Raw genomic sequence first — 12291 nt, 5'->3', positions numbered from 1 at the left:
TCATAGTTTTGGCTGTTTTTATACACAGCTCCGCCAAAATTCTTTATTATAAAAACCACAAAGAAAATATATTATACTCATCTATATGAAGATATATATACGTCAGTGCAAAAACAAACTTTATAAATAACGAGTAACACGGTATCAGAAAAATAAGAAACTTTCTTCTTCTATCTTTTCTTTCATTTTTATTAAAATAATAATACATTATTATCATCATCACAGATAATATAAGAAAAAAAGCCAGATATAACATCATATACCCTGTTCCTTTTTTCAAAAGATAAATAAGCACCGCAGTATCAATAAAAATATATATCATCATCATGATTTTTTCTTTTCTCTCGCTGAATAATCTTGCCAAAATAAAATAAGCAAATACAAAATAGCTGATTACATACATTTCAGGCATACGTCTTACCTCAAAAAAACTTTCCACAAGCTTGAATGCACATAAAATCAATATAAATACAAGTATTTTTACTAGCATATGAAGATACTTCTTTGTTTCGTTAATTATTGACATATTTATACTAACTCCTCTTATTGATTTCTATATTTATATTAATATAAATGAGTTCCAAATTCAACTTTTTTTCATATAATATTTTTAATTGCGGTTTTTTAATAAAAAATGACTATCTCAAAATCTTCTGCACAAATGATAAAGTCTCACTTCTTCTTTGTGCAGATTTTATTCTGAAACAGTCTGCTCTATTTTATTTCTTTTTTGCTTTTTCTACAAGCGGCTTGTTTTTATTGCTTTTATTAAGTGCTTTCATTATAAATTCAGCTTCTCTCAAAGGTACTGTAATAAAAGAAAAATTATCCATTATCTTTATATCACGTACTTTTCTTCCTGGAGTTTTAGCTTTTTTATTTAATAAATCCAGTAATTTCCCCGGAGTATAACCGTCTTTTTTACCAAGAGCTATAAATAGTCTTGTTTTATCGTCACCGGCATTATTAGCGTTCAGACCTCTTCCAGTTTTTACTTCCGAAATTTCGTTATAGCTTTCAGGAAGAAACTCATCATCGTACATATGTCTTAAAAGTGAAGCCAAAACTACTTCGGGATCTTTATCTCCCAGAAGTTCCTTCGCCATACCTGTGTAGTAACCGAAATCTTCCTCTTTTTCTATCTCTTCCACACAGGCATAAAGATTTTCTTTTTTTACGCTGATTACTTCTTCTATCTTAGGTATTTTTTCTTTCTTTATATCTGTTTTTGTAAGTCTTTGTATTTTGGAAATTTTTGAAGCTTCCTTAGGTGTAACGAATGTTATTGCTATTCCCTTTTTCCCTGCTCTTCCTGTTCTTCCTATTCTGTGAACGTATGATTCAGGCTCCTGCGGTATTGAGTAGTTAATTACATGCGTAAGATCATTAACATCTATTCCTCTTGCTGCCACATCTGTAGCCACAAGGATATTTATTCTCTTTTTCTTAAAATCCTCAAGTGTTTTCATTCTCATTGCCTGAGTTATATCACCATGTATAGCTTCAGCATCGTAGCCTCTTCCTTTCAAGTGCTGTGCTACATCATCCACATCTGATTTTGTTCTGCAGAATACAATTCCGTAAAAATCATGAACATAGTCCAAAACTCTGCATAAAGCCTCAAATTTATCCCCTTCGGTTACTTCAAAATAAATCTGCTCAGTAAGATTAGTAGTCAGCTCTTTTGTTTTTACCTTTAGTAATTTATAGTCCTTCATGAATTTTTTAGCTATTTTCATTATAGAATCAGGTATTGTAGCCGAGAAAAACAGCATTTTTTTATCTTCATTTGTTCTCTCAAGAATCAGTTCTATATCCTCTATAAATCCCATATTAAGCATTTCATCAGCTTCATCCAGTACAAAATATTCAAGATTATTAAGCTTTATAACCTTTCTGTTCATTAAGTCCAGTATTCTCCCCGGAGTTCCTACTATTACGTCTATTCCTTTTTTTATCTTTTTTATCTGCTGGTCAATTGACTGTCCGCCGTAAACAGGTAGCACCTTTATTTCTTTTTTACCCCTTAAAGAATACATTTCATCTGCCACCTGATTGGCTAGCTCTCTTGTTGGTGCGAGAACTATCGCTCTTACGCTCCCGTCACAATCCAGTGTTTCCAGAATCGGTATAGCAAATGCTGCTGTTTTTCCTGTCCCTGTCTGAGCCTGTCCTATCAAATTTGTTCTTTCTTTTAAAAGTTCGGGAATTACAAGTGTCTGAATAGCACTCGGAGATGTAAATCCTTTTTTATCAAGTGCTTTAAGTGTTGCTTCGCTCACTCCCAAATCTAAAAAGCTTTTATCGTTCATTTTTTTTCCTCTTTTCTTTCTTCTTTTTTATATCCATAATTTTATGTATGATTTAGTATCCTGTAAACCGTCAACCGGCTGGATACCGTTCTAATAAATCAGATTTCTGCTGTCAAAAATCTGATTCCGGCCAAAATATCAGCCGAGCAAATTTTTCTGTAATTTTCTGCTGGAAAAAGTCAGTATAATTGTTCCTATTATCAAAATTACCGACAATGCATTCACCACAGGAGATACTCCACGTTTTATCGATGCATATATATATATAGGCAATGTCGGCTGTCCGTTTCCTGAGACAAATGATGTTATGACAAAATCATCAAAGGAAAGCGTTACTGCCATTAAAAATCCGGCTATTATTCCCGGCATCATCATAGGGATTATTACCTTTACCAGTGTGGTAAACTCACTTGCCCCGAGATCATATGCCGCCTCTACTACAGAATAATCAAATTCGTCAAGCCTTGACATTATTATAAATAACGCAAAGGGTATGTTAAATGTGGTATGTGCTATAAATATAGTCCACATGCTCAAAGGCACACCGCCTTTTACTATATTGGCAAAGAATATTGCCAGCGATATTCCCATTATAATATCAGGTATTACTAATGGAATATACGAAATAAATTTTACGTACTTTTTTACTTTAAAGTTATACCATTTTATTGCAATAGCTCCCAGAGTGGCAATCACCACTGATAAAAACGATGAACCAAGTGCTATTAATATACTTCTTAAAACTGCCTCCCATAAATCAGGGGAATTTCTAAATAATTCTATGTACCATTTCAGTGAAAATCCGCCCCAGCTGAATCCTCTTGAATTATTAAACGAAAGTACTACCAGCATTATTATAGGCAGATAAAAGAATATCAGAACCAATATAAAGAAAAAAAGTGAAATTCTTCTTTTGTCATCCATTATTCATCCTCCCCGTTATCTGATCTCATAAATAACAATACTGCAATCGTGGTAAATACTATAAGCAGCATTGACACAGCAGAAGCTATAGGCCAGTCTCTCGCATCAAGAAGCCTCTTCCCTATTATATTCCCAAGCATTAATGCATCATTTCCGCCAAGAAGGTCAGGTACTGCATATGAACCGACTGCCGGAATAAATGTCAGTATAATGGCCGAAATAAGCCCTGATTTTATCCCCGGAAGAAAAACCTTAACCATTGCCTTAAATTTCGTAGCTCCAAGATCTCTTGCCGCATCAAGCAGCGAAAAATCAAATTTTTCTATTGATGAATAAAGCGGAAGTATGGCATACGGCAGATAAATATAAACAGTTACTATTATTACCGCATTTTTATTATAAAGCAGCTGTATCGGGCCGTCAAGATTAAATACAAGCTGCAGGGCTTTATTCACTATGCCGTTATTTCCCAGTATTGCAATAAATGAATATATTCTTACCAGAAAATTAGTCCAAAACGGGATTATTATCAAAAGAAGCCAAAAACTTTTTAATTTTGATCTTGAGATATAATATGCCGTAGGCAGTGCAAGAACAAGAGTTACAATTGTTACCCATATTGATATTTCCAATGTCTTGAATATTATTTTCAAAAATACCTTATCAAATAAATTCGCATATGCATCCAGACTAAACTGCCAGAAAATCACTCCTCCATAAGGCCCTTTTTTCAAAAAACTGATAACTGCTATTATCAGCGTCGGAATAACAAAAAAGGCTGTTAACCACAAAAGAAGTGAAATGTAATAAGAAAAACCACCTTTTTTTCCCATACTATTTCACCTCCACTAAATAGGCATCTTCATAATTCCAAAAAATATAAACTTCCTCTTTCCACTCGTAAATCTCTTCCTCTACCAGATATTCCACATGCGGATTAAATACTTTTATAAGGTTTTCACTGTTCTCCACCTTTACAAAAAGCTTACTCTGAAATCCTGTATAAATGACTTCTTCTATCATTCCGTGAAGGATATTATAATTATCATGTAAAAAATTTGGTCTGTTATTCGAAATCTTTATTTTTTCTGGTCTTAATGTTAATACTACGGTGTCTCCTACTTTTACTGGTTTGTCTAGCTCTATTTTCATTCTGCCTAGAATTGGTGTTTCTATATAGCCGTGTTTTTCATGTACCTCTGTTACCTTACCGCTGAGAAAATTAGTCTCTCCTATGAAATCCGCCACAAAAGCATTTTCAGGAGATTCATATATTTCATTCGGCGTTCCTATCTGAAGTATTTCACCTTTATTCATAATTGCAATTCTATCAGAAACACTGAGTGCTTCTGTCTGGTCATGAGTTACGAAGATAAAAGTAATCCCTACTTCATCATGGATAGTATCCAGTTCTATCAGAAGTTTCTGTCTGAGTTTAGCATCCAATGCAGATAAAGGCTCATCCAAAAGCAAAATATCAGGCTTGCCGATAAGTGCTCTTGCTATTGCCACTCTCTGCTTTTGCCCGCCTGACAGACTCTTTGGAAATTTATCTTTATATTCTTCAAGATGAACAAGCTTCAAATATTTCAAGACTTCTTTTTCTATTTCGTCTTTTGAAACTTTTTTTATCTTCAGAGGAAATGCCACATTATCAAACACTGTCATATGAGGAAACAATGCGTAATTTTGAAATACCGTATTGACATTTCTTTTATTCGGATCTATCTTATCTATTCTTTCATTATTTAAAAGAATTTCTCCCTCATCAGGCTTTATAAAACCGGCAATCATTCTCAGAATTGTGGTTTTTCCGCATCCTGACGGTCCTAATATAGAGAAAAATTCGCCTTTTTTTATATTTAAGTTTACGCCTTTCAGAATTTCATCTTTTCCAAAAGTCTTTTTCACTCCCTTTATTTCTAAATTTCTTTCCAATTATCAATCCTCCTGAATTATAAACGACTACAATCCTTATTATAGCATATAAAAATGCAAATACATAAAGAATTTTTTACATGCTGTATTTTTTTTGCATTTTCTTGCGTAAATACTGTATTGAACAGTTATTCTTTTTATTCGTCCAGATTTTGCATCTGACTCTTTATTTTTTTTATGAGCGATGACTTCAAATGATACAGATCCATTGACAAATCTACCATGTATGTATGAGGATTATCCAGTCTTTTGTGTCCTTTCAAAAGCTGTGTAAGTCTGTTTTCATAATGTGCCTTAGATTTTTTTATATCTGTAAGCTCATCATACTCATCTGTTCTTTTTCCGTCTATTATAAAATCTTTTGTTATTTTTTCAAAATCATAAGCATTTTCTTTGAATTTATAAGAGTTAAATCTGTTATTTTCATCTACTATTACAAGCTCTTTTTTCATAAGTATTTTGTCCGTATCAGAATCTTTTTCTTTTAATACGACAAGATCTGCTATAGCCTTTTCGTTTTCAAACAGTCTGTATATTTCTTTTTTCCCGGGATTTGATATTTTTACTATGTCATTTGACAGCTTTATCAGTCTTTCACCGTCTATCTCCACTATTTTATAAACCCCGCCAAAGCATGGTCTGTCTTTAGAAACAGCAATAGAATCGCCTACACCGAATAAATCAGCTTTTACTCCCTGATCCAGCAGTGATCTTATCAGATATTCGTCAAGACTGTTAGTCAGAGCTATTTTTGCTTTAGTCAGTCCGGCTTCATCCAATGCAATCCTGCATTTTTTCGATAAGTAAGCCAGATCTCCGGAATCAAGCCTGATACCGTATGACCCTTCGTAAGTATCATCTATTCCGTTTGCCTTGAAGGCTTTTATTGCATTTTTCAGTCCCATTTCAAGTGTATTGTAAGTGTCTATGAGCAGTATGAGAGTGTGTCTTTCTTCCTTATTATGTTTTATAAACTTGTCAAATGCTATGTATTCAGCCTTTTCGCCTACTCCAAAACTCTGAACATATGAATGTGCCATTGTTCCTATACTTTTTATCCCGTATAAATATTCTGTCACAAGATTAGAATGTGAATCACATCCTGCTATATATGATGCTTTTGATCCTCTTACCGCACTGTCAAATCCATGGGCCCTTCTGCTCCCGAAAGCTGACACCGGTACATCTTTGGCCGCTCTTGTTACTCTTGATGTCTTTGTTGCCACAGCCATCTGATGATTCAAAATATTCAAAATAGGGGTTTCCAAAATTTTAGCCTGTATTAATGGTGCTGTTATTGTAAGTACCGGTTCATTCGGATAAGCTATTTCACCATCGCGCAATCCGCTTACAGATCCGGTAAATTTCATAGTTGAGAGATATTCTACAAGGTCTTCCTCTTGTATTACCCTGCTCAGATATTCTCTTTTTGTTTTTTCATCAGTATTATTAATGATATCTATCAGTTCCAAAACATCAGATATCCCTGCAACCACTGCAAAACCGTCCCCTTCTGCTTTTCTGAAAAACATATCAAATGTCGCAATTCTGTCTTCCATTTTCTCTTCGATAAATACATTACTTTCAGTATATTGATATCTATCTGAATTCATTACTCTCAAAAAATCATTCACAACACTCACCTCAAAAAAAGTTATTACATTAATTATACTATATTTTCTATATAATAATCTAGTATAATATAGCATTTATTTTATTCAGTAATTAAACAAATATAGTGATTTATTTACTTTTTTATTCTCTAAAATATAAAAAAGCAAACTTCCGTATTTTTCAACTGCATATGAAAAAGCCCTAAAAAAGGGCTTTCTGAAGGAGTTTTATGAAGAAAATAATTTTCTTATAATGCTAACAGTTTACAATCTCCGTCTTAGCTTTTCCTTTGGATATCCTTTATTTTGTCTGATTTTCAATCTCTTTTATTTTATTATCAATGAGTTTCAGTATATGCTCCTTATCCTCAAAATTAGAAACAAAATCCATGTTATCTACATTTATTTTCAAAATATCCGAAATATTATAGCTTTCAAAATACGCTCTGTAATTCGCATTAAGGCTTTCCCAATATCCCCTTGTAACTACCAGCTCGTATTCCCTGCCTCTTTTTTTTATCTTTTCCATGGCCGAATCTACACTTGTTTCCAGATAGATCATCAGCTTCGGTTTTTGGATGTGCTCCAGCATATTATAAAGCAGCTCTTCATAAAGCTCAAATTCCTCATGCGTCATATCTCCGTCTTCCATCAGCATTCTGGAAAATATAACATCCCCATATATTGATCTGTCCATTACACATTTATTTATTTTTGCTGCTTCTTTCATGGCTTTGAATCTTTTATTCAGAAAGAATATCTGCAGCGGAAAGCTGTATCTTTTTTTATCATAATAAAATTTATCTAATATAGGGTTATTAACCACAGGCTCTTCAAAAAAAATCATGCTGTATTTTTCAGCTATCAGCTTTCCCAGCGTACTTTTACCCACGCCGACTACTCCGTCTACACATATTATGCCGTCCATTATACTCTCCTTAATTTTCATATTCTCAAAATATTCCTTATAGTAATTATTCATAAAGTACTCCTTGTACAAATTATCTTTTATTATAATAGCATAAGTTTTATATTTATGAAAGAACGTATATTTTTTTATGATATTTTTTACAGGGTTTCTTAGCCGTAATATTATCTTCATTATTATTTCTGCCAAAAATCAATAAAATACCGCAGCAAATGATATTTCCCCAAGTTCATTAAACATATAATATTTTAAAAATAAATTTTATTTTATTAGAATAGAAGCAATGAAACTGCTGCCAGATAAAAAAATCAAATTTTATTTTTTTGATTTTACCAAGAAATTATAATATAATATGCCTTACAAACTTAATTTAAGGAGAATAAATATGCATATACTCAATTTAGCTGAAAGTATTTCAAAAACTTCTGATTCTTCAAAAAATAATAACATATTCGGAAGTCACAAAGGAGAACTAAAAAAAACAAAGGCTTTAATTATCATGGGATTAATACTCATTATGTCAGCATGCTTTATCTTATATCTGTATTCTCGGGGTGTAAGATGGGTACACGTTTCATCCGGTGCAGAAGAATCTCCATTTATGATAATAGGTGCTTCTATTTTTTGTATTTTTCTCGGATTATGGTTTATTATAGATTATTTTAAAACCCCTTCCTTTGATATTTATGAAAATGGATTAATTATAGGAAAAGAAGAAGTTTTATATAATCAGATAAAGGAAGTTAGTTTTATAAATGGTTCTATTGCTAAGTTTATTATAGTTACAGCTGACAGAAAAATTAAATATACTTCACTGGGAATGACAAAGTCTACTCAGGCGGTTCTTCAGCAAATTTCCCTATTCCAGTTTATATAATCAAATTTATGATAAATTACATTCATTAAAAATAGAGATTGACAGTTAACAGCTGAAAGTCTCTATTTTTTTGCAAAAATAGCTAATTAGTGAATTTTCAAAAAAAGCACTAACACATTGCTTCTAATAAAAAAATATTTAAAACGCCAATTTTATTTTGCTGTTAAGCTGTTAAAATGTTTTTTATCCAAAAAGACCGGATTAGCTCCGGCCTTCTGTAAAAATTATATTATCCCCCGATGATTCTGGTAAAAACCTTCAGCTCCTCAGAATCAGCGACAATCTCCGACATATGCTTCAGCTTGCCTCCTGAATGCACAAATCCTATTTCGTCAAAAGGGATGCCGCTCTTTTTTAATACATCTTCCACACTGCTTCCTTCCTGCACTTCTATTTCCAGAAAATCTTTCCCGTCTCCGTACCTTTTGAACCAGGAAGTTAACAGAAGCCTGACTTTCATCTTTCATCACCTGCCGTATTCATTCTAAAAAATTCCTGCTGCTAATCAAATAATTTTTATACTTCCCTGTTCATAAGCTCTTCATTTTTACTAATAAATTTGTTTATCAATTCCTGTGCAATCTCTGGTTTTAGTTCTCCATTCATACTTACAGTTTCAAAAAATCTTTTTGGAAATTTTATATCCTTCTGGTTATAGCCGAGTGCCTTTTTTATACGAAGCTTTGTTCTGTAAATTCTCTCAGCTATTGCTGTAAGCTCATCATCTGTTGTTTCCCGTCCGATAGAATTCAATACTTTTAATACTTTCTCCCTGTTATAAACCTTTCTGGCAAACAGACATATTATGAGTGAATTAAGCATACATCTCTCCACTTCTTCCTTATAAAGCTTATCCACTAATTTGTCCCCGTCAAATTCACTGTCGCCGCTCTGATCTATGGAATACCCTCCGTTGCATAAATGTGAATGCCTTGTCCCTACAGCTGCTCCCACAAGTGCCCCATAACCTGTATGATATCCGGCCATTTCATTTTTGGATATCTCCAGTGCAAAATCCGAGCCGCCGTATTTTGCTGAAACATAAGCCGACCCTTTTCCGAGATCCCTGTAAAATTCATTTGCTCCTTTAGCAGTGTATTCTATAGCCTTGGCATAATTTTCAGAATCACCGAAAGCCAATGGAAGCATTGTCTGTTCTTCTGTAATAATTCCTTTTGTCAGAGCTTCCGTTGCCCAGCCGAGAACCACACCCATAGACATTGCATCAAATCCTGTCTTTTCCACATGATCAATCAGATTAAGCACCTCTTCGGAAGTTTTCACCCCCAAAAAAGTCCCTAATGAAAATATCAGCTCATAATCATATGCTACTGTCAGCGACTCATACTCATGTCCTTTATCAAACTGTCTTCTAAGCTGGCCGATATGTATACAGCCCACAGGACACCCTGTACATGACATTTTTCTCACAAGATTCTTATCTGCAAAGGTCTCGCCTGAGATATCCTCACTGTTTTCAAAAGATGTCTGCTGAAGATTTCGTGTAGGAAGAGCTCCGGCAGCATTTAACGGTTCTATATTTACCGGTGTTCCCAAATCATGATATTTTGTCATCGCTGTTGTTTCACTGCATTCTTTATATATTTCCTGATATACGGAAAAATAATTTTTAAAGTCCTTAATAGGGATATCTTTATCTCCTATAGTCAAAACCGCTTTCAGATTTTTACTTCCAAAGCAGGCTCCGAGTCCCAGTCTTCCAAAGTGTCTGAAAATATCCACACATACACATGCAAAACTGCTCAGATTTTCTCCGGCAGGTCCGATACTCACAATACTTCTTTTCCCATGTCCTTTTTCTCTTTCGCGAAGTATTCTTTCCACTTCATTGGGATCAAGCCCCCACATTGCTCTGGCATCCTTGAATTCCACATTATTCTTTTTTATGGATATATAAACCGGTTTATCTGATTTTCCGGTAATTACTACCGCATCATATCCGGCATAAAATAAAGACATCGCCATTCTTCCGCCGGCATAGCTTTCACCGTATTCTCCAGTAAGAGGTGATATGAAAGTCGCTACTGTTTTAGTAATTACAGGAAATATTGTACTCGCCGCACCGATTGCAAATATTACAGGCTGTTTTTCATCCAGCGGATCAAGCTCGGGATGCATATTTTCTTCAAGAAGCTTGGAAGCTACACCCACTCCGCCAAGATATCCGTATAGATCCTCCCTGTGTTCTATCCTTACTTTTTTAGCTGTAAGATCTATATGCAGTACTCTTATGTATTTTTCATAAATCATTTCCTACTTCCTCCATTCTCAGACAATCATGCGGACAAAACCTTGCACAGGCCCCGCAGTGTTTGCATATTATTGGTCTGTCTTCTGTTTCATCCCAGTGAACTGCATTTACTATACATGCCTGCTCGCAGGAACCGCATCCTATACACTTCTCCGAAATAAATTTTACACCGCCCCCTGCTCTTTTTTCCAATGCCCCGGATGGACATGATTCTGCACATGCTCTGTCATTTTCACATGCAAGACATACTATTCCTACGAATCTTCCCGCTATACCGCCGCTTGTTCTTATCTTTATAGCGCTTTTAGTTAACGAATGGCTCTTATGATTTACTATAGAACATATGTTCATACATGTAAAACAGCCGAGACATTTTTTCATTTCATCTGCCCGAAGTACTTTTGACACTTTAATCACCTCTTTAAATTCTCTTTTTCTTCCAGTTTAAATACTTATCTCTTTTATTACTCTGCCCAAATAAAATATTTTAACCGACAAATAATTCGATATTAAAATATATTACCGAATGAACTTTTATTCATTCTTAGTAATGTATTTTACCTCGATTTTGTGAAAAAATCAACAATTTTGAAAACTTTTTTACTATATTTTTTTTAATACAAAAAATCTGTTAATCCTTGAGTTTATAACATGCTTTTATTATATTAATTTTTTTTATATAATTTTTCTGTTTTCCTGATTACATTTTATTTCACACTTTTTTTCACAAATAAAAAAAGTACAAAAAAAAGCTGCTATTACAGCAGCTTTATAAAAATTATAAATCATTAAACATATCTTGCTTTACTTTTTCCTTTTGTTTCTTTTCATTTTCGATTCTTATTCTTTCCAGCTCTTTTTCTTCTGTCTCGCCTCTGATTATTCTATCATACTGAGCAGCACTCTGATAATAAAAAGTAGTCATATCAGGATCAAAAATAATAAAAAAGCTGTTTTCCCTGTCTCTGGTAATGTACATTTTCAGGGCATCAGTATTAGTCTCTATTATTTTCCCTTTATATTTTGAATTATAAGTATCCTGCAATCCTTTTAAAGTTTCCGCATCAGCTCTTCCAAAACCAATCCAGCTTACTAATTTGTCATTTTCATAGTTTAATTTCAGTTCTGACAGTACCATACCTGCAAAGTTAATATTAGTGAATATCAATTCATTTCCACGGTCTGTATAATTTTTCCCGTCAAAAAATTTCAATGCTGTTTCTTTTGATGTATTCCATTCAAAAGCTCTGAAATTAAATTCTTTTCCTGTTTTTGGCAGAAAATAATCACTTTTTTTCATAAGAAGATCTTTTTCGGTATAATGACTTCTTATTATTTTTTTAGTGTCTATTCCTGTTATATCAGAAAATGAAATGCAAAAGAAAGCCAAAAATATTGTAAATATAATTTTCTTCATTTCATCCCTC

Annotated in this window: 12 protein-coding genes; 1 reads left to right on the top strand and 11 read right to left on the bottom strand. The window is 33.5% G+C overall.

Translation table 11 applies throughout. The features are described 5' to 3' along the window. Positions 1–46: 46 nt before the first annotated feature. The 7 genes from STERM_RS05535 to STERM_RS05505 all read right to left on the bottom strand — a co-directional run bounded on the left by STERM_RS05535 (position 47) and on the right by STERM_RS05505 (position 7769). Positions 47–526: a hypothetical protein gene (locus STERM_RS05535; protein ID WP_012860585.1), complete on the bottom strand. Its 480-nt coding sequence runs from the start codon at positions 524–526 to the stop codon at positions 47–49. A gap of 193 nt (positions 527–719) precedes the next feature. Next, entirely contained in the window at positions 720–2312 is a 1593-nt protein-coding gene (locus STERM_RS05530) for a DEAD/DEAH box helicase (protein ID WP_012860584.1), read from the bottom strand. A gap of 138 nt (positions 2313–2450) precedes the next feature. Continuing rightward, positions 2451–3236 (bottom strand): ABC transporter permease, encoded by a 786-nt coding sequence (locus STERM_RS05525; RefSeq protein ID WP_012860583.1) that lies wholly within the window; start codon positions 3234–3236, stop codon positions 2451–2453. Continuing rightward, positions 3236–4069: an ABC transporter permease gene (locus STERM_RS05520; protein ID WP_012860582.1), complete on the bottom strand. Its 834-nt coding sequence runs from the start codon at positions 4067–4069 to the stop codon at positions 3236–3238. Before STERM_RS05520 ends, STERM_RS05525 begins: the two co-directional genes overlap by 1 nt. A 1-nt stretch (position 4070) precedes the next feature. After that, positions 4071–5174 (bottom strand): ABC transporter ATP-binding protein, encoded by a 1104-nt coding sequence (locus STERM_RS05515; RefSeq protein ID WP_012860581.1) that lies wholly within the window; start codon positions 5172–5174, stop codon positions 4071–4073. Positions 5175–5311: 137 nt separating this feature from the next. Continuing rightward, the gene (locus STERM_RS05510; protein WP_049769017.1) at positions 5312–6787 is read right to left on the bottom strand and encodes a nicotinate phosphoribosyltransferase; all 1476 of its coding nucleotides are present in this window, start codon (positions 6785–6787) and stop codon (positions 5312–5314) included. Between the two features lie 301 nt (positions 6788–7088). Further along, positions 7089–7769, bottom strand: coding sequence for a deoxynucleoside kinase (locus STERM_RS05505; RefSeq protein WP_012860579.1), 681 nt, complete (start codon positions 7767–7769; stop codon positions 7089–7091). A 331-nt stretch (positions 7770–8100) separates the two neighbouring features. Between STERM_RS05505 and STERM_RS05500 the strand changes: the two genes are divergently transcribed. After that, on the top strand, positions 8101–8592 hold the full coding sequence (locus STERM_RS05500) for a hypothetical protein (RefSeq protein WP_012860578.1): 492 nt from the start codon (positions 8101–8103) through the stop codon (positions 8590–8592). 229 nt (positions 8593–8821) lie between these two features. Here the strand turns inward: STERM_RS05500 and STERM_RS05495 are convergent, their stop codons facing one another. From STERM_RS05495 to STERM_RS05480, 4 genes are all read right to left on the bottom strand, one after another. Next, positions 8822–9052, bottom strand: coding sequence for a hypothetical protein (locus STERM_RS05495; RefSeq protein ID WP_012860577.1), 231 nt, complete (start codon positions 9050–9052; stop codon positions 8822–8824). Between the two features lie 56 nt (positions 9053–9108). After that, complete coding sequence (locus STERM_RS05490) at positions 9109–10863, bottom strand: aldehyde ferredoxin oxidoreductase N-terminal domain-containing protein (RefSeq protein WP_012860576.1); 1755 nt, start codon at positions 10861–10863, stop codon at positions 9109–9111. Then, positions 10853–11272 carry a 4Fe-4S dicluster domain-containing protein gene (locus tag STERM_RS05485; RefSeq protein WP_012860575.1) on the bottom strand — a complete coding sequence of 140 codons (420 nt, stop codon included), beginning with the start codon at positions 11270–11272 and terminating at the stop codon, positions 10853–10855. Before STERM_RS05485 ends, STERM_RS05490 begins: the two co-directional genes overlap by 11 nt. Positions 11273–11642: 370 nt before the next feature. Then, complete coding sequence (locus STERM_RS05480) at positions 11643–12281, bottom strand: hypothetical protein (RefSeq protein ID WP_012860574.1); 639 nt, start codon at positions 12279–12281, stop codon at positions 11643–11645. Between the last annotated feature and the right edge of the window lie 10 nt (positions 12282–12291).

Source organism: Sebaldella termitidis ATCC 33386, assembly GCF_000024405.1.
In the GTDB taxonomy this organism is placed as follows: Bacteria; Fusobacteriota; Fusobacteriia; order Fusobacteriales; family Leptotrichiaceae; genus Sebaldella; species Sebaldella termitidis.
This window is presented reverse-complemented; position numbering and strand designations above follow the sequence as displayed.